The organism is Rhodothermus bifroesti (assembly GCF_017908595.1).
GTDB lineage: Bacteria > Bacteroidota > Rhodothermia > Rhodothermales > Rhodothermaceae > Rhodothermus > Rhodothermus bifroesti.
In genome coordinates this window covers 312,560-335,795 of the sequence record NZ_JAGKTL010000001.1, presented here as the reverse complement: position 1 = coordinate 335,795, position 23,236 = coordinate 312,560, and the positions used below count along the sequence as shown (strand labels likewise).

At 55.8% G+C, this 23,236-nt stretch carries 19 protein-coding genes; 8 read left to right on the top strand and 11 right to left on the bottom strand.

The features are described from left to right. The first annotated feature begins 118 nt into the window (after positions 1 to 118). Positions 119 to 910 (top strand): ribonuclease III, encoded by a 792-nt coding sequence (rnc, locus tag J8E65_RS01320; protein WP_210373596.1) that lies wholly within the window; start codon positions 119 to 121, stop codon positions 908 to 910. Here the strand turns inward: rnc and J8E65_RS01315 are convergent. Beyond that, positions 898 to 2,103 (bottom strand): damage-control phosphatase ARMT1 family protein, encoded by a 1,206-nt coding sequence (locus J8E65_RS01315; protein WP_210373595.1) that lies wholly within the window; start codon positions 2,101 to 2,103, stop codon positions 898 to 900. The two genes, rnc and J8E65_RS01315, sit on opposite strands and share 13 nt — an antisense overlap. A gap of 163 nt (positions 2,104 to 2,266) precedes the next feature. Between J8E65_RS01315 and gcvP the strand changes: the two genes are divergently transcribed. Further along, the gene (gcvP, locus tag J8E65_RS01310; RefSeq protein WP_210373594.1) at positions 2,267 to 5,137 is read left to right on the top strand and encodes an aminomethyl-transferring glycine dehydrogenase; all 2,871 of its coding nucleotides are present in this window, start codon (positions 2,267 to 2,269) and stop codon (positions 5,135 to 5,137) included. Here the strand turns inward: gcvP and J8E65_RS01305 are convergent. Further along, entirely contained in the window at positions 5,125 to 6,057 is a 933-nt protein-coding gene (locus J8E65_RS01305) for a hydroxymethylglutaryl-CoA lyase (protein ID WP_237181504.1), read from the bottom strand. The genes gcvP and J8E65_RS01305 overlap by 13 nt on opposite strands. Before the next feature lie 83 nt (positions 6,058 to 6,140). Further along, positions 6,141 to 6,392 (bottom strand): hypothetical protein, encoded by a 252-nt coding sequence (locus tag J8E65_RS01300; protein ID WP_210373593.1) that lies wholly within the window; start codon positions 6,390 to 6,392, stop codon positions 6,141 to 6,143. 190 nt (positions 6,393 to 6,582) lie between these two features. Here J8E65_RS01300 and J8E65_RS01295 point away from each other — a divergent pair, with 190 nt between their 5' ends. After that, a complete protein-coding gene (locus tag J8E65_RS01295; protein WP_210373592.1) occupies positions 6,583 to 7,866 on the top strand; it encodes a sensor histidine kinase in 1,284 nt (427 codons plus the stop codon). A gap of 3 nt (positions 7,867 to 7,869) precedes the next feature. Here J8E65_RS01295 and rpoN read toward each other — a convergent pair whose 3' ends face one another. Both rpoN and J8E65_RS01285 read right to left on the bottom strand, forming a co-directional pair. Next, a complete protein-coding gene (gene rpoN / locus J8E65_RS01290; protein ID WP_210373591.1) occupies positions 7,870 to 9,420 on the bottom strand; it encodes an RNA polymerase factor sigma-54 in 1,551 nt (516 codons plus the stop codon). A gap of 22 nt (positions 9,421 to 9,442) precedes the next feature. Beyond that, the gene (locus J8E65_RS01285; protein WP_210373590.1) at positions 9,443 to 10,027 is read right to left on the bottom strand and encodes a DUF3109 family protein; all 585 of its coding nucleotides are present in this window, start codon (positions 10,025 to 10,027) and stop codon (positions 9,443 to 9,445) included. Between the two features lie 91 nt (positions 10,028 to 10,118). Here J8E65_RS01285 and ruvB point away from each other — a divergent pair, with 91 nt between their 5' ends. Then, positions 10,119 to 11,156, top strand: a complete 1,038-nt coding sequence (ruvB, locus tag J8E65_RS01280; protein WP_210373589.1) for a Holliday junction branch migration DNA helicase RuvB — start codon at positions 10,119 to 10,121, stop codon at positions 11,154 to 11,156. On the opposite strand, the gene J8E65_RS01275 is transcribed toward ruvB, so the two are convergent. Then, the gene (locus tag J8E65_RS01275) at positions 11,145 to 11,564 is read right to left on the bottom strand and encodes a methylglyoxal synthase (RefSeq protein WP_210373588.1); all 420 of its coding nucleotides are present in this window, start codon (positions 11,562 to 11,564) and stop codon (positions 11,145 to 11,147) included. The two genes, ruvB and J8E65_RS01275, sit on opposite strands and share 12 nt — an antisense overlap. 166 nt (positions 11,565 to 11,730) lie before the next feature. Between J8E65_RS01275 and fdxA the strand changes: the two genes are divergently transcribed. The 3 genes from fdxA to J8E65_RS01260 all read left to right on the top strand — a co-directional run bounded on the left by fdxA (position 11,731) and on the right by J8E65_RS01260 (position 14,057). Continuing rightward, complete coding sequence (fdxA, locus tag J8E65_RS01270; RefSeq protein WP_210373587.1) at positions 11,731 to 12,084, top strand: ferredoxin FdxA; 354 nt, start codon at positions 11,731 to 11,733, stop codon at positions 12,082 to 12,084. Positions 12,085 to 12,183: 99 nt separating this feature from the next. Beyond that, a complete protein-coding gene (locus J8E65_RS01265; RefSeq protein ID WP_210373586.1) occupies positions 12,184 to 12,738 on the top strand; it encodes a TRAP transporter small permease subunit in 555 nt (184 codons plus the stop codon). After that, complete coding sequence (locus J8E65_RS01260) at positions 12,735 to 14,057, top strand: TRAP transporter large permease (RefSeq protein WP_210373585.1); 1,323 nt, start codon at positions 12,735 to 12,737, stop codon at positions 14,055 to 14,057. Before J8E65_RS01265 ends, J8E65_RS01260 begins: the two co-directional genes overlap by 4 nt. On the opposite strand, the gene J8E65_RS01255 is transcribed toward J8E65_RS01260, so the two are convergent. The 5 genes from J8E65_RS01255 to J8E65_RS01235 form a co-directional block, all read right to left on the bottom strand. Then, complete coding sequence (locus tag J8E65_RS01255) at positions 14,054 to 15,160, bottom strand: TRAP transporter substrate-binding protein (protein ID WP_210373584.1); 1,107 nt, start codon at positions 15,158 to 15,160, stop codon at positions 14,054 to 14,056. The genes J8E65_RS01260 and J8E65_RS01255 overlap by 4 nt on opposite strands. Positions 15,161 to 15,243: 83 nt before the next feature. After that, positions 15,244 to 19,053, bottom strand: coding sequence for a ThuA domain-containing protein (locus tag J8E65_RS01250; RefSeq protein WP_210373583.1), 3,810 nt, complete (start codon positions 19,051 to 19,053; stop codon positions 15,244 to 15,246). Between the two features lie 16 nt (positions 19,054 to 19,069). Continuing rightward, positions 19,070 to 20,284 carry an SGNH/GDSL hydrolase family protein gene (locus J8E65_RS01245; protein ID WP_210373582.1) on the bottom strand — a complete coding sequence of 405 codons (1,215 nt, stop codon included), beginning with the start codon at positions 20,282 to 20,284 and terminating at the stop codon, positions 19,070 to 19,072. 2 nt (positions 20,285 to 20,286) lie between these two features. After that, positions 20,287 to 21,630, bottom strand: a complete 1,344-nt coding sequence (locus J8E65_RS01240) for a glucuronyl esterase domain-containing protein (RefSeq protein ID WP_210373581.1) — start codon at positions 21,628 to 21,630, stop codon at positions 20,287 to 20,289. A gap of 57 nt (positions 21,631 to 21,687) precedes the next feature. Further along, positions 21,688 to 22,404 carry an SDR family oxidoreductase gene (locus J8E65_RS01235; RefSeq protein WP_210373580.1) on the bottom strand — a complete coding sequence of 239 codons (717 nt, stop codon included), beginning with the start codon at positions 22,402 to 22,404 and terminating at the stop codon, positions 21,688 to 21,690. Between the two features lie 51 nt (positions 22,405 to 22,455). Between J8E65_RS01235 and J8E65_RS01230 the strand changes: the two genes are divergently transcribed. Next, positions 22,456 to 23,235, top strand: coding sequence for a TrmH family RNA methyltransferase (locus tag J8E65_RS01230; RefSeq protein WP_237181502.1), 780 nt, complete (start codon positions 22,456 to 22,458; stop codon positions 23,233 to 23,235). Position 23,236: the final 1 nt, after the last annotated feature.

The window sequence follows — 23,236 nt, the reverse complement described above, 5'->3', positions numbered from 1 at the left end:
TTAGTCCAAGTTTGGAAAGCTAGATGATCATAAAGTTTCTTAAAGGAAGTGCGTGTTACAGAATTTTTGCTATAGGGGCTGTATTTTGCTATTGGTGTGGCGGTAATCTGCACGTTGTATGGCGTACTGGCTGGAACGACTGCAACAGTGGCTTCGGGGCATCCAAACTGCAGCAGCCCCTAACCCGATCCTAGACAGGACACGTGAGCAGTTTCGACAACTAACCGGGCTTCCTGTACAGAACGTCCCCCTTTATGAGCAGGCCCTAACGCATCGCAGCCTTTTTCGCGGAGAGCCCGGTAGCTATTTGTACTCCAACGAACGACTGGAATTTCTGGGGGATGCCGTGCTGGGTTTTGTTGTAGCTGCCTATTTGTATGAACGCTTTCCTGACCGCGACGAGGGATTTCTAACGCGCTTGCGAGCCAAACTGGTCAATCAGGAAGCCTTAGCCAAAGCAGCCCGGAGCCTGCAGCTAGGCGCCTACCTGCGCCTTAGTGAAGACGTGCAACACGTCGGTGGCCAGGACAATCCATCTATTTTGGCCGATGCCTTTGAAGCTTTAATCGGCGCGCTGTACCTCGATTTAGGGCTTGAAGCAGCGCGCGCTTTTGTTGAACGCGTACTGCTGGCCTCGTATGACTTAGAAGCGCTAGCACGGCGCTCAGACAACTACAAAAGCTTATTGCTCGAATTTGCCCAGGCCCGGGGCTGGCCACAACCACGCTACCAGGTGGTAGCCGAAGAAGGGCCCAGCCATGCACGCACGTTCATCGTTGAAGCCTGGATTGGCGATCGCCAGCTGGGGCGTGGAATTGCCCGAAGCAAAAAGCTGGCAGAACAACAGGCTGCACGAGCGGCTTTAGCCTACCTGCAGGCTGCAGAAAACCCGCAGGACTACGGGCAATAAAACTGGATCACGCCCCAGTGACCGTTGATCATCCATTCCGGATCCTGCGCTTGCACCTCCTGAAGGCGTGCCTCGGACAGACCGACAACTACCTCGGCCTTAAGGGTACGCAAGGCCAGTAAAGGCGTGGGAAAGTAAGCGACAACTTCGCTAAAAGGAAGGGTAAACGGCCAGTGGGCATCGTCGACCAGGCGGCGGTAGTTCGCGTCGCCTTTAGCGATGACGAGTCCAGAACGGGCTAAATCGGCGATCGCTAGGGGAGGAAACTGACGCATTGGCAGCGGACAGTTCCAAGCAAAACTGTCTGCTAACCGCATTTGTCCACAAGCTAAATAGGTCCGCAATCGTTCGGCCAATTGGCGGGGTGCAGTATGGGGATGCGCTGCCAGGACGTCCAGTGTCTCCAGCACGTCGGCAATCAAAGCGTCGGAAACAAACGTGGGGTGCGCCTTGAGATGCAATACCACTTCGCGGGCGTAGCCTGCTGCGAGCAGGCCATCGACAAGGAGGAGGTCGCAAAGCAGCTCGAAGCCAGCATTGTCGGCTAGGAGGTCAATGCGGATTGGTGCAACAGCCTCTAGGTAGGCGACTACTGCGTGGGTATCGTCAGCCAAAAGGTGGGCTGTTTCACGGTCGGTCCCCAGATGGCTAGGTGCTTCCGTTACCGACCACATGCTTAGGTCCATTTGATTTCCCCAAAGCGCCGTACGCAAAAGCTGTGGAAGCTGCCTTCGGGCTGCTTCCGCATGCGCAGCGCACTGATTGGCCTGTTGCGCTAGCGCACAAACAGCGTCGCCCGATTCGGTCAGCGTCGCGGTTTTTTGTTTCCGGAAGGGATCTAGCTGATAGGTTGGCCCGGGTTGAAAATACCCTGTGGCCTCTAGAATGCGACGGTAGAGATAATGCTCTGCAAATAGCCAGGGAGCAGAAGCCCACGTTTCATTTAAAAATGGCGCAATCCATGCTGCCCAAAGCGACACGTCAGGTGCTCCAGGATCCTCAAGGGGCCGAATAGGACCGTCGGGCAGCTCGCGATGCAGGGCCCAAAGCCGCGCTACAACAGCTTGGGGGAATGTATTTTCTGCAATGGTTTGCGCTACGATTTTGGGCCAGCGCACCCGAACCGTCTGTTGCGCAAAAGAATCGGGATCGGTACCCCGCAGTGCAGGGGGAACGTGGGTGGTTGTGCTCATGGGGCCAACTGCTTCATGCCCTTGTGTTGAAGGACAGCTCTTTACCTCAAGATGGGGATGCAAGTGCCTTCAGGCATCTGAAGAATCCGCCAATCTTGAACTTGCGCGAGCGCTTGGCATTTATGCAGCGCAGTTGGTTCAGCAGCTTAAGCAATACGAGCTCATGGCGATTGATTTATCTCCTACAGACCGGTTTGCCGATCGGCATATTGGGCCTTCAGAGGCAGAAATCCAACAAATGCTTCAGGCGCTAGGGCTGACTTCCCTGGAAGCACTGATTGACGAGACCATCCCGGAGCCGATTCGTACGCGGCATGCCTTGCAGATTCCACCTGCATGTAGTGAGGCCGCGCTATTGGAAAAACTTGAGCGGTTAGCGGCGAAAAATGCGCCGTTTCGTTCTTTTATCGGAATGGGTTATTACGACACGGTCACCCCACCGGTGATTCAGCGAAATGTGCTCGAAAATCCAGCCTGGTATACCGCGTATACGCCCTATCAGGCTGAGATTGCACAAGGTCGATTGGAAGCGCTTTTAAATTTCCAAACCATGATCATCGATCTCACAGGGCTGGAGCTAGCCAATGCTTCGCTGCTTGATGAGGCGACAGCTGCTGCTGAGGCGATGATGATGCTGCGCCGGTTGACCACAGATCCAGGCCGAAACACTTTTTTTATCTCCGAAACCTGCCATCCGCAAACCATTGCGGTGGTGGCCACACGGGCTGAGCCCCTGGGCGTTCGGATTGTGGTGGGCGATCATCGAGCGTTCACGCCTGGTCCTGAGCTTTTGGGTGTGTTGCTGCAGTACCCGGCCACCGACGGAGCGATTTACGATTACCGAGACTATTGTGCACAAGTCCATGCGGCTGGTGCTTACGTTGTCGTGGCCGCCGACCTGCTAAGCCTAACCCTACTGATGCCTCCGGGGGAGTTCGGGGCCGACGTGGCTGTAGGCAGCACGCAGCGTTTCGGTATGCCGATGGGTTATGGCGGACCGCACGCCGCCTATTTTGCTACGCGCGATGCTTTTAAACGCCAGGTGCCTGGTCGCATTATTGGTGTTTCGCGCGATGCCGATGGACATCTGGCGCTGCGCATGGCATTGCAAACGCGTGAGCAACACATTCGCCGGGACAAGGCTACCTCAAACATCTGCACGGCCCAGGTGTTGCCTGCTATTATGGCCAGTTTTTATGCCATCTACCACGGCCCTGAGGGACTGCGCCGCATTGCCGAGCGCATTCACAATCTGACCCGTGTGCTGGCAGCTGGCCTGGAGCGCCTAGGTTACCGGCTACGCCACAAGCACTTTTTTGACACATTGCGCCTGGACACGACCCCTGCTGAGGCTGCGCGCATTCGCGAAGCAGCCCTGGCACGACGCATCAACCTGCGCTACTACGAGGATGGTAGCGTGGGTCTATCGCTCGATGAAGCGACCACCGCTGAAGAGCTAGAAACGCTGCTAGAAGTTTTTGCGCTTGGCCAGCCTCGGGCATTTACCGCTGCCGCGTTGGCCACAACCATGGAGTCAGGTTACCAGGGACCCCTGGCGCGCACCTCGCCGTACCTGACCCATCCGGTCTTTCAACGCTACCACTCCGAAACCGAGCTCATGCGCTACCTGCACCACCTGGCCAGCCGCGATCTATCGCTTGTGCACAGCATGATTCCTTTGGGCTCGTGCACAATGAAGCTCAATGCTGCTGCAGAGCTGATGCCGCTGAGCTGGCCAGCGTTCATGCGGGTGCATCCGTTTGCCCCGCTGGACCAAGTGCAAGGCTATCGCGAAATGCTCGATCAGCTGGAGCAGTGGCTCAAAGACATCACCGGCTTTGCCGCTGTTACCTTCCAGCCCAACTCCGGTGCAGCAGGTGAGTACACCGGATTGCTGATCATCCGGGCCTATCACCAAAGCCGGGGGGAAGGACACCGCAAGGTGTGTTTGATTCCAGCCTCAGCACACGGCACAAACCCCGCCAGTGCGGTCATGGCTGGCATGGAGGTGGTCGTGGTGCAGTGCGACGAAAACGGCAATATCGACCTTAACGACTTGCAGGCCAAAGCTGAGGCCCATCGAGATCGGCTGGCTGCGCTCATGGTGACCTATCCTTCAACCCACGGGGTCTTTGAGCCGCATATTCGAGAGATTTGCGACATCGTACATGCCTGTGGCGGGCAGGTTTACCTAGACGGGGCCAATATGAACGCACAGGTAGGGCTGTGTCGACCCGCGGAGTACGGTGCAGACCTGTGCCACTTGAACCTGCATAAAACCTTTGCCATTCCCCATGGTGGCGGAGGGCCAGGTGCAGGTCCGGTCTGCGTAGCTGAACACCTAAAGCCTTTCTTGCCCAGCCATCCGGTCATCCCCACAGGAGGCTCTCAGGCCATTGGGCCCGTGGCCGCTACGCCTTTTGGCAGCGCAAGCATTCTGCTTATTTCTTGGGCCTATATTGCCCTCATGGGTGCCGAAGGGTTACGCCGTGCTTCTGCTGTGGCCATCCTAAACGCGAATTACCTAGCCCAACAACTTGAGCACGCCTTTGAGATTCTTTACCGAGGGCCCAATGGGCGCGTGGCACATGAGTTTATTCTAGACCTACGTCCCTTCCGCAGGCAAGGCATTACGGAAATCGACGTGGCGAAGCGCCTGATCGACTATGGCTTCCATGCGCCCACCGTCTCGTTTCCTGTAGCCGGGACGATGATGATTGAACCCACCGAAAGTGAGTCAAAGGAAGAGCTGGATCGCTTCTGCGAAGCGCTGCGCCGCATTCGGGCTGAGATTGAGGAAGTGCTTACTGGATGGGCCGATCCAGAGCACAACGTGCTCAAACAGGCGCCACACACGGCGGCTATGGTGGCTTCAGATCATTGGGAGATGCCCTATGGACGGGAGAAGGCTGCTTTCCCGGCGCCTTGGACGCGTACGCGCAAGTTTTGGCCTGCTGTGCGGCGTGTCGATGAGGCCTACGGCGATCGCAACCTGATGTGCGCCTGCCCACCCGTTGAAGCTTATGCGGTGTGAGCCTGGGACGCTAGGTCACGCTGGCGGGCTAGCAAACGCGCTTGGCGGCTGGGCAGCAGTTTGCCCAAAAAGGTTTCTAGCTCAAGGGCAAGCTCGGCCACCTTGTGGTAATCGATGCCTGTGCGCACGCCCATAGCCTCGAGCAAATAGACAGTGTCTTCGGTAGCGATGTTGCCCGTGGCACCAGGAATAAACGGACAGCCGCCCAGGCCACCTACCGACGTGTCAAAGCGCCTAACACCGCACTGAAGTGCAGCCAATACATTGGCCAAGCCCAGGCCGCGCGTGTCGTGTAGGTGCAGCACCAGTGGCGTGTCGCCAATTTCCTCCTGAACGGCCTGCACATATTCTTGGATGCGCAGCGGATGGGCCATACCTGTAGTATCGGCCAGCGAAAACGACTCCAGACCCAGATCGACAAAACGCCGGGCCAGTTCGCGCACGCGTGCCAGCGGCGTGTCGCCCGGTTTGCGATAGCCAAACACCGTTTGCAACCCCAGCTGGGGCTGCATGTCGTAGTGATGGGCCAGGCGAACCATTGCTTCGGCCTGCCGGACGGCCTCTGCTACGGTCATGTTCGCATTGGCCAGGCTGTGTTCGTCATGGGTTGCAATAGAGAGATCAATGTAGCGGAGCCCAGCGGCATGCGCGCGCTCAACGCCTTTCTGGTTAAGAGCCAGCCCGGAAAAAATCACATCGTCTCGCTGTGGCAGGTGACGGCAGATTTCCTCTGCATCGGCCATTTGCGGTACCCACTTAGGATGGACGAACGAGGTAATTTGGATGCGCCGCACCCCAGCCTCAAGCAGCCGCTGAATCACAGCCAGCTTTCGTTCGGTCGGAATCCACTTTGTTTCATACTGGAAGCCGTCGCGCGGCCCGACTTCGCAGATCAAAGCGCTTTCAGGAAGCTTCATCATACATACGCAGTGGATATTTAAGCCTAAAAAGAAAGCCGAACCCGCCATGCAGGTTCGGCTTAAAGTGCAGCTTATAAGAAAAATTACTTTGGATGCACTAAAGCCATGAGATCCCGGAATTCCTTGGGTCGAGGAATGCGCAGTTCAGCCGGCGGACGGTCCCGCAACAGGTCGGTGTAAAAAGTCGCCAGCGCTTCCCGTTCCTCTCGTGTGGTATTGCGGGCATCCAGCAGGCGGGAAAGCTGCCTCCATTGCTCTTCGCCAATTTGGCCAGCTACGTAGTACGTAAACAGTTTAGCCAGCGCTGAGTCTCGTCTACGTCGTGTAGTACGCATGAGGAAAGCAGGTTGGTCATTTTTCTTCATGTTGTGTTCAACAAATTTTGCGCCAAACTCTATTTTCTCGTTCAGGAATGCCAAGTTGTCTACTCAAAGGTACGTTGATGAGGCACACAAGTTACCGCATAGAGCGCCTAAGTTTTTTCCTGCATAGCGTCGATACTTCCTGAGAACAGACCGTAATGATATGGAAACTGCACTGGGGCCAGCGTATCGGTTAGAACCTCCTGCCGGATTGCTTCGAATTTACCGCGTTTTAGGGGTAATAGTGGCTTTCATGGTGGTGGGGTTTGGATTTGTACACCGTAGTCTAGAGCCATCGGCTTGGGATCCACTCTGGATACGGCTGTGCATCGGCGGTGGTACGTTGGCTGTTGTAGGCCTTTCGTACCGAATAGGGTGGATTCGTACACACCTGGTGCTTGTGGTTTCAGGCATTCTATGGGTGCTGCTTTTGTGGTTTGGCTTGCTGACCTTAACCAATCGCCTGTCGCCGAACTATGTGGTTGGGTATTTGCTGGTATATGCGGCCACAGGTGTAGTTTATGGACTGGGGTTGCAGCGGCCTGAACCCTTGGGAGTTTATCTTGGGGCTGGGTGGCTTGGAATAGCCTTAGGCAGTATTTGGATAGCGGACCCCGGGATCTCCCGCGTAATGCTTATTAGCGTGCTCACCGGTATTGGGATTACCCTATATTTGGTGATGCGTACGCTCATGGAGCGGCAGCGGGCCCTAGACGAAGCACGGGCTCAAGCCGAAGCTGCCCTGCAGTTCCGCAATGCGCTATTGGCCAACATGCACCACGAGTTGCGGACGCCGCTGGCCGGCATTCTAGGTGCTGCCCAAATCTTGCATGAAGAAGCTCCCCCCTCCTTGCGAGAGTTTGTGCATATCATTGAGCATAGCGGGCAACGCCTGTTGCATTTGTTAACCAACCTGCTGCTTTTGGCCCGCATGGAAGCGGATCGGCTGCGCCTAAAGCCCAGTCTGGTGGATCTCAGGGAGATAATGCATGAAGTGCTGCAAGCGCTCAAGGCAGAAGCCGAAGCAAAGGGCTTGGACCTGACGTGTGCTTGTCCAAGTGCCCCTGTCTACGTGTATGCCGATCCCGAAGCGTTGCACACGGTGTGTTATAACGTACTCGAAAATGCGATCAAATTTACTGCTCAAGGGCGGATACACCTTGCGCTAAAGACGCAAGAAGACCGTCTGGAGCTTGAGGTGCAGGATAGCGGTCCTGGTATTGATGCTGCCTTGCTGGAGCGGTTGCTTCGGGCGTTCGAGCAAGGGTCTACGGGATTAGGACGTTCGCACGAAGGGGCGGGGATTGGCCTGACCGTTGCCCATCGACTGCTTGAATTGATGGCAGGGGGACTACGTATCGAAAGTCGGCCAGGGCAGGGTACAACAGTTACGATTAGTCTTCAAAAAGCGCCGATGGAAGTGCGTTTCTTAGAGAAGTGGTCTTAGTCGTTAAGAAGACGCTTCGCCGTCCAGTACGATCTCTCGCCGCAAGCGGGCTACAGGTATGCCCAGCTGCTCGCGATACTTGGTAACGGTGCGACGGGCAATCTTAAAGCCTTGCTGCTCGAGGAGCTCAGCAATGCGCTGATCGGAGAGCGGGTTCCGCTTGTCTTCCTCCTCGATCATGCGTTGGATGAGGGCTTTGACCTCTTTGTTAGAGACTTCTTCGCCACTTTCGGTAGGCAATCCTTCAGAGAAGAAATACTTGAGCTCGTAGACGCCAAAGTCTGTTTGCACATACTTCCCGTTGACCACACGGCTAACTGTTGAGAGGTCCATTCCGATGCGGTCGGCCACATCCTTGAGGATCATGGGTTTGAGGTGGCCTTCCCCGTACTTGAAGAAATCCTCTTGCAGTTCCACAATGGCTTTCATCACCTTAAACATCGTTTGGCGGCGCTGGTTGATGGAGTTGATAAACCAGCGGGCCGACTCCAGCTTGTTTTTGAGGAAGGCGCGGGTTTCTTCGTCGAAGCTGCTGTGCGGCTTGCCGCGTTTTTTTTCTGCCAGCATCTGTTCGAGCATCTGGCGGTAGCGGCGTGAAATGCGGAGTTGAGGTGCGTTGCGGCTGTTAAGCGTGATGATGAACGCTCCATCCTCGTAGGTTACCGTAAAGTCGGGGATGATATAATTTTGCTGCGGACTAAGGTCGCCTTCTCCGGGTTTAGGGTTAAGGTGCTGGATCAGATGATAGGCCTCTTTTAATTCTGCTTCGGAAACTTTGAGTTTGCGTTTAAGCGCCTCGAAGTGCTTCATGGTGAAGTCCTTAAACGCTTCCTGAAGCATACGGAGGGCTACGCTGCGGCCAGGGGTGTCTTCAGGTAGCACTTCGAGTTGCACGATTAGGCACTCGCGCAGGTCACGTGCGGCAATGCCGACGGGGTCGAGGCGTTGGATTTGTTTGAGCACACGCTCCACGTCGGCTTCGGTCACGCTAACGCCATGGCTGAAGATAAGGTCATCGACAATAGATTCAAGCGAGCGGTGCAGGTAGCCGTCCTCGTCGATTGACCCAATGATTTGTTCAGCAATAAGCTGTTCGGTTTCGTTGAGCTTCAGCAGTACCAGTTGTTCGCGCAGATATTCGGCCATGGAAGGGCGTGCTGGTAGGGGAAGCTCACGCCGCTCCTCTTCTTCGTCGCTACGGTCCACGCGGGCTTTATAGCCGTAGAGGTCGTCGACATTGTTAAAGAGTTCCTCCCAATCGACCTCTTCTTCAGGGGTTGAGGTGGTTGCTTCGGTCGATCCGGAAGTTTCCGCTGCAGGGGTTGCTTCTCCGCTTACCTCAGAGGCAGCTGTAGCTTCAGCAGGTTCAGCCAAACCCTCCTCCAGGGGTGCCTCTTCGTCTTCCGGCCCTTCTTCTAAAAGCGGGTTGGATTCCAGTTCAGCCTTAATGCGTTGCTCGAGCGCCAGCGTAGGCAGCTGCAGCAGCTTGATGTACTGGATTTGCTGCGGCGAAAGTTTTTGCTGCAGCTTTTGTTCTTGCTTGAGCTTCAGCATGGCACGGTTCCTCTCTGCTGTGTTACGGGACCAAACCTAAGGTCTGTCGGCGTTCAGCCCAAGCGGCTCGGAAGCGGACATACCACGATGCGCCATAGCAGCGCGTGAGTGGTGTTTCCAGAAAGTCAATAAGCTCTATGCCGCAGTGCGCACCATGTTGCCGTGCAGGGTCACATAGGGGAATTTCTTCATAACGGAGAATTTCTACCCCCTTTTGCCGTTCCACCCGAAGCGGATACAGGTGGCAGGAAATTGGCTTGGGGAAGTCAATGCGGCCTTGGCTATAAGCCCGTTGGATAGCGCAGCGGGCAATGGCATCTTCATAGACCACAAACACACAGGCGCCATCGTCCACACAAGTGGTTGCATAGCGATCTGTCCCTACTTTTTGCCAGGGACCCCGTTGGGTGATAACAGCTTGCGCCTCAGGCCGAAGGTCCTGCCACAGCTCTGGCAGCAGACTTTCCAACACGCGTCGCTCGCCCGGCTCCAGAGGGGCTCCGCCTTCGCCCTGCACGCAACAGGCTCCCCGGCAGGCCTGGAGCTGGCAGGCAAACGGCGCCCGAAGCAGGCCATCCGAGATGAGAATGTGGTCTACAGCAAACATAATGCCTGTAACGTAGTATCCCCTGTGCGTTTTGTCAACGCATTGGGTTCATCAAAGGTTTAATTTCATAGGCTAAAGCGCTTATACCCCTATGCCTGAGCGAAGCGGACTCCTGCACCCGTTGCCGCAGCGCGCCGAAGAGGATTACGAAAAGGCGCTTCGGCCGCGTCGCCTAGCAGAATTTATCGGCCAAAAGAAAATTAAAGATAACTTACAGGTGTTCATCACCGCTGCGCTGCAACGAGGTGAAGTCCTGGACCATGTACTACTCTCGGGCCCTCCGGGTTTAGGAAAGACGACCCTGGCCTGGATTATTGCTGAAGAAATGGGGGCGCGCTTGCGCACCACGAGTGGTCCTGTACTGGAAAAGCCCGCCGATATTGCGGGGCTATTGACCAATCTCAACGAAGGAGATGTGCTGTTTATTGATGAGATTCATCGCCTAAGTCCTGTGGTGGAGGAGTACCTGTACTCGGCGATGGAGGATTATCGGATCGATATATTGATCGACAGTGGTCCGAATGCGCGCAGCGTGAAGCTTCGACTGCCACCTTTTACGCTTATTGGCGCAACGACGCGTAAAGGGCTTTTGACAGCACCGCTGCGCGCGCGTTTTGGCATTGAGTTTCGTTATGATTACTACCAAACCGAAGAGCTCTTGCAAATCGTTTTGCGCTCGGCACGCATTTTAGGGATTTCGATTGATGAAGAAGGAGCTTTTGAAATTGCCCGCCGGAGCCGGGGCACACCCCGCATTGCCAACCGACTTTTGCGACGCACGCGCGACTTTGCTGAAGTCAAAGGGGACGGCCGCATCACGCGTGAGGTAGCCCGTTTGGCACTTGAGGCCTTAGAAGTGGATGAAGCTGGCTTGGACGAAATGGACGTGCGGCTGCTGCGCACGCTCATCGAGAAATTTGGCGGTGGACCTACCGGGCTGGGTACCCTGGCGGTTTCGGTAGGTGAAGACCCAGGTACGCTGGAAGAGGTCTATGAACCTTACCTGATCCAGGAAGGCTTTTTGGAGCGTACACCACGCGGACGCGTGGCTACAGCTCGGGCCTATCAGCACTTTGGCCTGGAACCCCCAGCCCGCATGCCTACGCTGTTTGACGACTTAGGACGCTGACTCGTCCGCAGGGCTTGTTTCGACGCTTTGCAGTGCCTGACTGGTCAGGATGTAATGGGCTGTGGCTGGATTGGTCGCCAGCGGCACATTGTGCACATTGCAAGCGCGCAGGAGCGTCTGGATATCAGGGTCGTGCGGATGTTTATCTAAGGGATCTACAAAAAAGAACACCGCATCGATGTCGCCGGTCACCACACGCGCGGCAATCTGCACGTCGCCGCCCAGTGGCCCGGAAAGAAATCGACGCACCTTGAGCCCAACTTTTTCTTCTAGCAGTTTGCCGGTGGTGCCGGTCCCTACCAACTCAAAGCGGGCCAGAAGGTCCTTGTGTTGCATGGCAAAGGCCACCATGTCGGCCTTTTTGCCATCATGCGCGATCAGCGCTATGGTCCGAAGCGTTTCTTTCATGGCTGTAAAGGACAGATCGTCGTTACAAATAAACAAAAAAAGCCAACCACCGCAAAGGTTACCGGGATCAAAAGTTGGGGCCTCCTCCTAAAAAAACTTGGGAGGTTTCCTGTTTACACCGTATATTTCGCCCGGATCCTTACGTTCATTTATTGCGCGAAACCTTATGCCGTACGTCGTCTGCGAACCTTGCATCAACTGCAAGTACACCGACTGCGTCGAAGTATGCCCAGTCGACTGTTTTTATGAAGGGCCGAATTTCCTGGCGATTCATCCAGACGAATGCATCGATTGCAACGCGTGCGTGCCGACCTGTCCGGTAGAAGCCATTTACCCAGAAGATGAAGTGCCCGAGGAATGGGCACACTACATTGAATGGAATCGATATCTGGCCGAGCAGTGGAAGGCAATGGGGTATAACATCACGGAAAAGAAAGGCCCCCTGCCGGATGCAGAGACGTGGCGCACGCGGCCTAAATCAGAAAAGGATATCCTCACCTGGGAAGCGCCGGCTGCATAGCCATAGCTTCTCGAAACAAAGGAAGAGGGCCTCTGCATTTGGCGCAGGGGCCTTTTTACATTCGGCTTGTGGATGGGCTTAACCCTTCAAGATGCACCTATGGAGACGTGGTTAAAGCTTGCACGCGCGATTGATCGGCTGAACTCGGCTGTTGGTCAGCTGGTCTATTGGTTGGTGCTGCTCATGGTGGCTCTAGGCGCGTACAATGCCGTAGCCCGTTACCTAGATCGATATACAGGGCTGGGGCTCAGCTCAAACTTTTATTTAGAGCTGCAGTGGTACCTTTTTAGTCTGATTTTTTTGCTAGGGGCGGCCTATGCGCTGCAGCGGGATGCACACGTTCGGGTGGATGTATTTTTCAGTCGGTTTTCATCGCGCGGTCGGGCATGGATCAACCTATTGGGCACAGTGCTTTTTCTGCTGCCTTTCTGCGCCTTGATGCTTTGGGTATCATGGGGCTGGGTGGCCAATTCCTGGGCCGTGCGTGAAGTATCGCCTGATCCAGGAGGATTGCCACGTTATCCGCTCAAAGCAATGCTACCGATAGCGTTTGTGCTACTGGCCCTGCAAGGCTTTTCCTTTTTGATTCATCAAATCGCACGATTACGCCAGAGCGAACCAGAAACACATGAAGATGGCTTAGGCAAACTATGAATGGCGATTGGCTAGCCCCGCTGATGTTTGTAACAGCCCTGGTGCTCATTTTTTCGGGCTATCCAGTGGCTTTTGCCTTAGGAGGGACGGCACTGTTGTTTGCAGGTCTGGGCGTGGCATTGGGGTATTTCGACTGGAGTTTGCTGCTAGCGTTGCCTGACCGCACTTTTGGGATCATGTCCAACTACGTGCTGCTGGCAGTTCCGTTTTTCATTTTTATGGGTACGGTACTGGAGCGCTCCCGCTTGGCCGAAGACCTGCTGCAGACGATTGGGATGCTTTTTGGCCCGCTTCGGGGTGGACTGGCACTGGCCGTGGTATTTGTGGGCACGTTGCTGGCTGCAGCTACCGGTGTGGTAGGAGCCTCGGTCGTGGCCATGGGGATGATCTCCCTGCCTATCATGTTACGGTACGGCTATTCCAAAGAACTGGCTGCTGGAATTATTGCAGCTTCGGGCACGCTAGGGCAAATTATCCCACCCAGTGTGGTGCTTGTGGTGCTGGCTGACCAGCTGGGGGTGTCGGTAGGGAATTTGTTTTTTGGTGCAATCATCCCTGGCCTCATGTTGGCCGGGCTATATGCCCTGTATGCTGCAGCTATAGCGCTTCTTCGTCCTAAGGCTGCGCCAGCACTTCCTCGTGCGGTGCGCAACGTGTCTGGGCGCACCCTGGCCCGTCGCGTAGTGCTGGTTATGCTGCCGCCGCTGGTGCTTATGCTACTGGTGCTCGGAAGCATTTTTGCCGGTATTGCCACGCCCACCGAAGCCGGCGCCCTGGGAGCCGTAGGTGCCCTGCTTTTGGCTGTCTTGAATCGGCGATTCACCTTAGCGGCCCTGCGGGCTTCTATGGACGAGACTGCTCGTCTAACCACAATGGTAGTTTTTCTGCTGATTGGCTCGACGGCGTTTTCGCTGGTTTTTTATGGGCTTTATGGAGATATCTGGATCGAAGAGCTGCTGACAAATTTGCCCGGGGGAGTTATCGGATTTCTTGTCGTGGCGAATCTGGCTATCTTTGTGCTTGGGTTTTTTATTGATTTCTTTGAAATCGCCTTTATCATTTTGCCACTTTTGGTGCCTGCTGCTCGCGAGTTGGGGGTCGATTTGGTGTGGTTCGGGGTTATGGTGGGGATGAACCTGCAAACTTCGTTTCTAACACCGCCATTTGGTTTTGCACTGTTTTACCTTCGGGGAGTGGCACCGCCAGAGCTCACCACAGCGCAAATTTATCGCGGTGCATTGCCTTTTATTGTGCTCCAGCTTATAGGGCTTTTGCTGGTCATCTTATTCCCCGACATGGTTGGCTGGCTAGTCCGCTAAGCTTGGGGAAAGGCAAACTGGGCATAAGCCAGCTCGGCAGTGCCAAACCAGCGATAACTTTGCGCGCGCCAGGAGCGGTAGGCCTCGTAGATTTTGCGGTAAAGCGGATCGCGCTCTTGCTCGAGGAACGCTTCGGAGATGCGGGCAGCTTCGCGAAGCAGGTCTTCTGGAAAGCGCCGAAGCTGGGCACCTGCCTGCAGTAGCCGCTCCAGTGCAGCTGGATTACGGGCATCGTAGCGCGCCAGCATAACCTGGCTTGCTTCGAGGGCCGCTGTCCAAAGCACTTCGCGGTAGAAGGTAGGCAGGCGCTCCCAGGCTTGCCGGTTGACATAAAACGTAAGCGCTGGGCCAGGCTCCCACCAGCCGGGGTAGTAGTAATAAGGAGCAATCTGATAAAAGCCTAATTTTTCGTCGTCGTAGGGACCAGACCATTCGGCAGCATCGATGGCTCCGCGCTCAAGGGCTGGATAGATTTCGCCCCCGGCAAGCACTTGTACAACTACGCCCATTTCACTCATCACACGGCCTCCCATGCCGGGAATGCGCATTTTGAGCCCGCGCAGGTCGCGTAGGCTGTGAATTTCTCGCCGAAACCAACCTCCCATCTGGGCACCAGTATTACCCCCGGGCAAATTGACGATGTTAAATTCCGCAAACAATTCGCGTAGTAAATCCAACCCACCCCCTTCGAGCAACCAAGCATTGTACTGGCGCGCAGTCAATCCAAAAGGTACCGTACAGTCAAAGGCCAGCGCCGGATGCTTGCCAATAAAATAGTAACTGGCCGTGTGGCCCATAGGGACAGTCCCGTTCTGAACCGCATCAAAGACCTGCAAGCCGGGCACCAGCTCACCGGCTGGGTACACGCGAATCTCGAATCGGCCATCGGTTAGCGCGTGCACACGCTTAGCCAGCACTTCGGCAGCACCAAAGATGGTATCTAGTCCGCGTGGGAAACTTGAGGCTAGGCGCCAACGCAAACGCGGCTGCGTTTGGACAGCCGGAGCGCCTGTTTCTGAAGCAGACCGATTGCCGCAACCGGTGAGCATGGCCGTAGCCATAGCACCCAGGGCAGCGTCTTTGAGAAAACGACGACGTTCCATAAATGCGCGTTGCGGTTTCCTATCCAATACCTGAACGCTAAAAATACAACGATCCCAGGTTGAAAAGCGAATCCCCAGTAAGCTCAAGGGAGATACATCACGGCCTGCCGTCGGACCTTGCCAGCAGCTTCTAACCAAACAATATAGAAACCAGAGGCTTGACCTTCGGGGCGCCACTGCAGGTGATGCACCCCAGCTGCTTGCCATGCTTCTTGAAGCACGGCCACGCGTCTGCCCAGAAGGTCGTACACAAAAAGACGCACTTCAGCCGCATGCGGCAGCGTGTAGCCAAGCTGAACAGCGCCAGAAAATGGGTTGGGAAACGGCGAATGCAGCGTTACTTCTTCTGTCGGGGAGGGAGCATTTTCGAGCTGTGTAGTGCCTGTAGTGTCTGTAAAGAGGAGGCGTTCAGGGATCGTTTGTGCCGGCATAGAGGCGCTTTGCCACATGAGGCGCACGCGGGCGTGTCCTGCAGCTTCAAAGTACTCGACCGTCAGCGGATAGCGCCGCCCACCCTCCAGAAAAATGGGCTGCGAGCGTACTTCTTGGGGACCCTCTTGCCAGCGGTTAATGACCAGATTCCCATTTAGCCAAACGCGTAAGCCATCGTCTTTTTGACCAATAAGGATATAGGTGTCGGTTTGTTCAACCTCCAAAAAGCCCGTCCAGCGAACGCTGAAGCTGTCTGTCGGAAAGTCTGGAAAAGGACCGTATGCGGCCCAGTTAAAGCTGATCTGGGGATCAAGGCGCTCCCGTGCTGGGCCACTCAACGTGCGCGATGTGAAATACTGCGCTCTAAGCCCCTGCTTTGTTACAGCAGAACGGGTTACGCCCGGGCCGTGAAACTGAATCCAGTTGAGGTTGAACAGTCCGGTATTCCCAGGGTTACGGAGAAAAACAAAGTACAGGGTCGTCGTTTGGTCAAAAGGCGCTAGTGGGATGGTAACATCGGTATAGGTCTGCCAGCTGCCGCTTGGGGGGATGTAGGCTGTCCCAAGTAACGGACCGTTAAGGCGCTGGGCACGCACTTCAATGCGCCCGCCCTCACTGGCTGAGGCCGCGTGAAAGGTCACAAAAGAGATGCCTGTGAGATTCATAGGCGAAAATGCGATGTAGTCGCCGTGGTCGATTTGCCCCAAATCGTATCGTCCGCCTAAGGGATCGCTGGTTGAGGCACGCACGGTACCTACTTGCTCGGTAGCGTGTTCGGCTTCAACGCGGCGTGGGTACAGTTTTACCCCAGCCCATCCTGTAAGTGGGCCGGCCTGCTCACTGCCACGATCCGTGTAGGTGACTTGGAGCAAGTAATACAGATTGTCGCCTTCGGTGCCATGGCTGGTTACGGTCTGAAAGCTGCCTTCACAGCCCGAGAGCTGCTCTAGGGGATGGCTGTGGTCGTCGTGCCCTAGGAAGGGCTGCACGAGAATCGTTTCACAGGCAATGGTGCCGTCTTCTGTAGTGCCATCTTCCGCATCGGTCACGCGCACGCGAAAAGGAATAACTTGGCCCCAGTCGAAAATGCCCCCATCTACAGGTGTTTCAATGGTGATTTCCGGTAGGGTATTGCCAGCAATCAGGGTAACCGTAGCATTGCTGCTTAAACCAGAGGCATCGGTTACGATGAGCCGCGCAACGTAGGTGCCTGCTTGGGTATACGTAAAGGTGGCTTCGGGTGTCGTTGCGTCGATGGTGCCGTCGTCGGTGAAGTCCCAAGCGTACGTTAGCGGACCCTCTGCATCGGGATCATAGGTGCCGGCGCTGGAGAAATGCACGACAAGCGGTAGCGGACCTGAAGTGGGTGTTGCCTGGATTTGGACGACAGGAGCCCTGCCCCCTTCTTGGTAAATCAGCTTGACCAACTGAGCATCCTGATTGCCGCCCCAGAAACTCGTTCCCCACTCGATCACGTAAAGGGCCCCATCAGGACCTTGTTTCATGGCAATGGGGCGTTTCCAGGGAATGCTAGGCAAAAAAGGCAAAATAGCCAGCAGGTTGCCATTTTCGTCGAGGTGAGCTGTTAAGAGGTAAGAACGAGACCATTCCAGCAGAAATACCACCCCTTCGTAAAAGGGAGGCAATGCTCCATGTCCTGGCTGTGCAGGTCGTCGGTAGATAGGTCCGGCCAGAGCCGTGCGTCCCGTACCGTCGGGAATTTCAGGAAAGGTTGTGGAAGGGCCATAGGGATACCAAATCCAGGCCGGTTGTGCAGGCGGCAATAGCAGCGGGCCATAAGGTATATGGGGAGAATCGTTGACCGGCGCAGCGCAATCAAAAGGAGCGCCGGAGCTTCCAGTGGCAAAATCGTAGGCAAGGTACGGCTGGTTGTCGGCAATGCAAAACGGCCAGCCGAAGTTACCTGCGCGGCTGGTTCTGTTCCACTCATCATAGCCGCGTGGCCCGCGTCGAGGGTTATCCGACCAAGCGTCTGGTCCCACATCGCCCCAGTAGAGCATAGCGCTTACAGGGTCAAAGGCAATGCGGAACGGGTTGCGCACCCCCATCACGTAAACTTCAGGGGCACCATCCTGGCCGTTAAATAGATTGCCTTCTGGAATGGTATAGGACCCATCAGGCTGGGGACGAATGCGTAAGATTTTGCCGCGTAGATCAAAGGGATTACCTGCGGTGCGTCGGGCATCCCAGGCGGCGCGCCCCGGGCGCCCGTCGATGGGAGCATAACCGTCCGATTCGAAGGGATTGGTGTTGTCTCCGGTAGCAATGTAAAGGTTTCCCTGCGGATCAAACACCATAGATCCAGCTGCGTGGCAGCACTGCTCCCGTTGGGTCGGAATTTCTAGCAGTACCACTTCAGAGGTCGCATCAAGCAAAGTGCCGTCGAAGGTGAAGCGAGAAACCTGTTGGCGTGCTGGGCCTGTGGCAGGCGAATAGAACAAATAAACCCAGTTGTTTTCCAAAAAGTGAGGGTCAAGCGCAATGCCCAGCAGACCATCTTCGTTGCCCGTAAACACGTTTAAGTGCAAAGCCAGCGTTGTGCGTCCTGTGGTTGGGTCATGCAAGTGCACATCGCCTCCGCGCTCAATGAAAAGCAGGCGCCCGTCTGGTAGGACCTCAAGGTCCATAGGGTTATCTACTTCGTCTTCGAGGACGATTTTCGCGAAGTTGCGCTCCACGGTTGCGCCGCAATTGCCAGGCGTCTGTCCTGCAGCCCAACGGATGCCTTCTAGGAGATGGGCCTGAAACAAAGGCTCTTGGTAGGCCGCTTCGGTATGTCCCCCAGCGGTATACCAAGAGCGCCCGCCTTCATATACCTGGCACCAAGCAATCGGATGCACACTGCCCATGCTACCTCCGCTATAGCTGGTTTCATCGAGTACGGCCAACACATGGACCTTGCCGTAGGGATTACTACGGAAGTTGTACCACTCGTCGGTACGCACCCAGCGTGCGGGGAGCATGGCTGTCGAGGGGTGTGTGCGGTCGATAACCTTTACGGTGGCGGTTTGAACGGCTGGATGGCTAGCAAAGTAGGCGCCGATAAGGCCGCTGTAGAAGGGCCAGTCGTATTCTGTGTCGGCTGCTGCATGAATGCCTACGAAGCCTTTCCCAGAGCGAATAAACCGTTCAAAGGCTGCCTGCTGCGCAGCATCGAGCACGTCGCCGGTGGTGTTTAGAAAGACGATCACTTCAAAGTTTTGCAGCACCTCATCACGAAAAACCGCTGGGTCTTCGGTGGCTATGACTTCAAAGTGATGTGCTTGGCCCAGCTCCTGAAGGGTCTGGATGCCTGTGGGTATGGAGCTGTGCCGAAAACCCAACGTTCGCGAAAAAACCAGCACGCGAAAGTCATACGGATAAGGAGAGGCTAGCACATCGGGCTGGAGCGTTGCCGCTGGCGTAGCTGTCAAGAGTAAAGCCAAGAGTAGCAGCTTCATGGAGCCGTGCGTCCTGTTAATCCATAAATAGCCGAAGGTCTACTGTCTCGGCAATGCGGCGATGGCCTGCTTCGTTCGGATGCAGATGGTCGCCGCTATCCCAGTTGGGATGCAAGCGTGAGGGATGCTCTGGGTCACGTAGTGCTGCGTCGAGGTCAATGATGCCGTCAAAAGCATTACTGGAACGGATCCAAGCGTTCACGCGCTGGCGGGCGAGCTCCCGTTCTGGCGTGTAGTAAAAAGCGCCCTCAAAAGGCAGGAGCGTAGCCCCGTAGATGCGTAGGCCGCGGTTGTGGGCCTGTTCGATCATCCACCGGTAGGCTGCGATCAAGGAATCGGCTACAGCTAAGGCTCCTTCCAACCCTCCCATAGCGCCCCCAATGTCGTTAATGCCTTCAAAAACGATTACCCAACGCACTCCAGGCTGATCGAGCACGTCGCGTGTGAAGCGCTCCAAGGCAGAGGGGCCCAGGCATTGGCGTAGGACGCAATTGCCCCCGATGCCCATGTTTAGCACCGCTATATGGCGCGTTTGGGGATCCGCCTGCAGCCGACGGGCGAGCTCGTCAGGCCAGCGATTCTGCTTGTTTGTGCCTGAGCCGCGCCCGTCGGTAATCGAATTGCCTAAAGTGACCACAGCGGCTGCCCCTGGAGCTACAACGTCGATGGCATGGATCACGTACCAGCGCTCAAAAGTGACAGCTTCAGGCATTTCCCGCGCATCGACCGCTGAGCCTGACTGCAGGTACGAAGTTGTTCGAGACCCAGGATGGCCCGTGATTTCAGCGGGTACAGTGCCGAAGTGCAGGGTAATGGCGATGTTGGATAGCGGCTGAAGCGGATAGTCGATCGGATCAGACACCACATGCTCACCTGCTGGAATGCTCACCGAAGTTTGGCCATTGAAGGTGAGTGCGCGGTCAGTAGCTGGATCGATGGCGCTGCCCCCCAAGGATTGGGCCAGATGCGCAGCCTTCAGCACCAAAGGTGAACTCCCATACGCGTTGGAAAAGCGAACCCGTAGTCGACGGCCACCTAGGGAAACGCGCACAACCTGCCGCAGCGTATTGCCTGCTAATCCTGGCGGTGGAGGTAAGTTATGGGGTTCCACAAGCTGGGGAGCGGTGGCCCAGGTGCCTACCCAGGCTTCCGAAGGCTGGCTATGGCTACGACAGGCGGTCAGCAGGGCCACTGCGCCTAGCAAAAAGAAAGCGGTCCGAAAGCGCAACATGCTTATCGTGCAGGCTTATGCTGGAAATACCGGCTGGCAAATTCTAAGAAATAGGGCCAGTTAGGGTCATTCGTGTGTCCGTCTTCATGCATCCGGAAAGCGATTTCCCCTTGGTCCAGTAAGATGCCGACAGGGGGCATGACGTCGGTACCAAGACCTGTTTTGCCCAGCAGTCGATAGACAGCTTCGGCATGGACAGCGGCCAGAAACATGCCGCGAGCATCCACCCAGTGCCCTTCTACTTCTGGCGAACCCGTTCCGATAAAGATCGGTCGGGGAGCAACAAGCGCAATGAGCATATGTGCGTCGACAGGCAAGTCATTCGGCGTTAGGGGCCCAGCATACTTGAGAAAATTCCCAGCGAACCAGTGATACTCGGCTGCCGAAGCCAAATTCTCGATCTGTTCGCCAAAACGACGCCGCAAGAGTTTGGCGCCACCTGCGCCTGAAGATCCGATAAAGCCGATGGCAAAGCGTTGGTCGTAGGCCATAGCCACCAAGGCGGCTTTTCCGTAACGGGATAGCCCTTCGATGGCTATGCGTGTGGCGTCGACGTCTGGATCGGTCTCGAAGTAATCCATCGCTCGGCTAGCGCCCCAAGCCCATGCCCGCAGTGCGCCCCAGTCGTCGGGCTTGCGGGATTGGCCGCAGCTGGTTAGCCCAATGATGCCTTCCGTGAGTCCTGCGCCATAGTCAGGCTGATAGCTGGTTGGGATAAGTTCGGCAAAACCCCATCCGCGCATCAGAATCAACCGTTGCCACTCGGTGAGTGTGGCCTTTTCAGCTGCAGGGCGTTGCATCCAGGGCGGCCAAGCAAAACCAAAATGAAGGATTACCGGCACTGGAGCCTGAGCTGTAGTCGGCAAACTGAGCGTAAGCTCCAAGGATAGCTGCAGACTTGGACAGCGTGTATTATCGACCCTGCCTTTAAGTTTTTTGATCACTACAGGAAAGGTATCTCGCTTTTCCCGAAGGACTTGAACCACTTCCCACTGTACAGGGGGCACGTTGGGTGGGATGCGGCCGTAAACTTCTCGATCGAAATCCTCGAGGATTTCTGGGCGCCGTTTTTCCCACCATTGCTGAGCAGTGGTTACCAGCGAGCCGTCCGCAAATCGTAGCGGATCAGGTAGGGTGTAGGGAGGAACTTTCGACTCGTCGGTATTGGCTTCTGCAGGAGAGGGCCCAGCCCGTAGGCTGTCGATACCCAAACGTCGCAGCATACGCTGGTAGTCTTCTTGCGTGGCCCTACGCAAGGCTAACCACATGGCCGAATCCGGCCGCTGCGCAAGTGCTGGCCGAATGGCTATCCCCAGCCCGATAAACAGCAGCGCACAGCGATGCATAGCCTAGCTTTTTCAGCTAAAGACACCCACCGCTGCATACTGCCCTATTAGAATGCCTTACCGGGGTCGCAGCGGCCGGATGACGACTTCCGAGATCAGGTAGTTGTCGTCTGTTTCCAGCACGTGCAAAACGGTTTGCGCCACCTGCTCAGGTGTAACTGGATGGTCGGCTCCGCGCATGCCCGACACCTCGAAAAATGCTGTAGCAACCGAACCGGGATACACGCAGGTTACCTTGATGCCGTGGTGGCGCAGTTCCTGCATGATCGCTTCGCTAAAGCCCCGCACGCCAAACTTGGTGGCATTGTAAGCGCTCAGGTTAGGATTCCCCACCAAGCCGGCCACTGAAGCGATATTGATGATGTGCCCACCAAAACCCGTCTCAGCGTTTTGTTTTTTCATTTGTGGTACAGCCGCACGGGTACAAAGAAAAACACCTCGCAGATTGGTGTTCATCTGCACGTCCCAGTCCTCCAGCGAGAGCTGGTCGACGGCCCCTAGCTTGCCCAACCCAGCATTGTTGATCAGAATGTCTAGGCGGCCTGCTTCTCGCACAATACGTTGGAAGGCGGCCTCTACCTCGTTCGCATGGGTTACGTCGCAGACAACCGGGTGAAAACGGGAGCCTAGTTCGCTCTGCAGGGCGTTCAGGCGTTCGGCACGCCGGGCCAAACCATATACCTGAGCTCCTTTGTGCACCAAGGCAATAGCAAATGCACGGCCAAGACCACTGCTGGCACCCGTAACAACGGCTACTTTATCCTGCAATTCCATTGGATCGTTACGTTGGGTTAAGGATAAAAGGACCTTCCTAATCTACGATCGATGCTACTTATGCTAGCTACGCCAGAAGCGCGACTGCAACAAGAGCTGCATCGCATATTGCGAGAAAAATGCGATGCGCAGTCTGTGGCAAAGCTGGCCTGTAGTTTTTCCCCCAGCCAAATTGTGGCATGGCTTCAGCCGTTCATCAGTGCGCATCGCCGGCAGCGCATCGAGCAGGTGCTGGCAGGGCGCACCTATACCATTGTACCGGTCGTTGAAGGGTTAGCCAACACGGGCAATGTCAGCGCGGTGATGCGCTCGGCGGAAGCTTTAGGCTATCAAGCCTTTGGCATCATTAAGGGAAGCGTTCAAAAGTTCAAAACTTCTGAACGCACCAGCCAAGGCGCCGATAAGTGGTTGGACCTATGGACATGGCAAACAGCTACAGAGGCTGCCCAGGCACTTAAAGCCGCTGGCTACCGTCTGGTGGCTACTACGCTGGAAAATGCAGCCCCTATCGAGACCTTTGATTTTACGGTGCCCACCGCGCTGGTCTTCGGCAATGAGCTAGCGGGGGTGTCGGAGGAATTGTTAAAACAGGCCGACGCGCGATGCGTCATTCCCCTGATGGGCTTTACGCAAAGTTTTAACATTTCCGTAGCCGCAGCTATTGCGCTTTACCATGCCTATCGCGATCGCATGGCGCGGCAAGGACGGCACGGCGATTTGCCACCGGTTTGGCAAGAAACCCTAAAGGCGATCTTCTACTTGCGCAGCGTGCGCCATGCGGGTAAGTTTCTCTGGGCACGCTTAAAGCAGGAAAACAGTGCTTGCCCCTAAG

Bases quoted from the DNA above. Each gene is read 5' to 3' on its own strand.
- rnc (WP_210373596.1), top strand. From the start codon at position 119: ATGGCGTACTGGCTGGAACGACTGCAACAGTGGCTTCGGGGCATCCAA.
- J8E65_RS01315 (WP_210373595.1), bottom strand. From the start codon at position 2,103: ATGAGCACAACCACCCACGTTCCCCCTGCACTGCGGGGTACCGATCCC.
- gcvP (WP_210373594.1), top strand. From the start codon at position 2,267: ATGGCGATTGATTTATCTCCTACAGACCGGTTTGCCGATCGGCATATT.
- J8E65_RS01305 (WP_237181504.1), bottom strand. From the start codon at position 6,057: ATGATGAAGCTTCCTGAAAGCGCTTTGATCTGCGAAGTCGGGCCGCGC.
- J8E65_RS01300 (WP_210373593.1), bottom strand. From the start codon at position 6,392: ATGCGTACTACACGACGTAGACGAGACTCAGCGCTGGCTAAACTGTTT.
- J8E65_RS01295 (WP_210373592.1), top strand. From the start codon at position 6,583: ATGGAAACTGCACTGGGGCCAGCGTATCGGTTAGAACCTCCTGCCGGA.
- rpoN (WP_210373591.1), bottom strand. From the start codon at position 9,420: ATGCTGAAGCTCAAGCAAGAACAAAAGCTGCAGCAAAAACTTTCGCCG.
- J8E65_RS01285 (WP_210373590.1), bottom strand. From the start codon at position 10,027: ATGTTTGCTGTAGACCACATTCTCATCTCGGATGGCCTGCTTCGGGCG.
- ruvB (WP_210373589.1), top strand. From the start codon at position 10,119: ATGCCTGAGCGAAGCGGACTCCTGCACCCGTTGCCGCAGCGCGCCGAA.
- J8E65_RS01275 (WP_210373588.1), bottom strand. From the start codon at position 11,564: ATGAAAGAAACGCTTCGGACCATAGCGCTGATCGCGCATGATGGCAAA.
- fdxA (WP_210373587.1), top strand. From the start codon at position 11,731: ATGCCGTACGTCGTCTGCGAACCTTGCATCAACTGCAAGTACACCGAC.
- J8E65_RS01265 (WP_210373586.1), top strand. From the start codon at position 12,184: ATGGAGACGTGGTTAAAGCTTGCACGCGCGATTGATCGGCTGAACTCG.
- J8E65_RS01260 (WP_210373585.1), top strand. From the start codon at position 12,735: ATGAATGGCGATTGGCTAGCCCCGCTGATGTTTGTAACAGCCCTGGTG.
- J8E65_RS01255 (WP_210373584.1), bottom strand. From the start codon at position 15,160: ATGGAACGTCGTCGTTTTCTCAAAGACGCTGCCCTGGGTGCTATGGCT.
- J8E65_RS01250 (WP_210373583.1), bottom strand. From the start codon at position 19,053: ATGAAGCTGCTACTCTTGGCTTTACTCTTGACAGCTACGCCAGCGGCA.
- J8E65_RS01245 (WP_210373582.1), bottom strand. From the start codon at position 20,284: ATGTTGCGCTTTCGGACCGCTTTCTTTTTGCTAGGCGCAGTGGCCCTG.
- J8E65_RS01240 (WP_210373581.1), bottom strand. From the start codon at position 21,630: ATGCATCGCTGTGCGCTGCTGTTTATCGGGCTGGGGATAGCCATTCGG.
- J8E65_RS01235 (WP_210373580.1), bottom strand. From the start codon at position 22,404: ATGGAATTGCAGGATAAAGTAGCCGTTGTTACGGGTGCCAGCAGTGGT.
- J8E65_RS01230 (WP_237181502.1), top strand. From the start codon at position 22,456: ATGCTACTTATGCTAGCTACGCCAGAAGCGCGACTGCAACAAGAGCTG.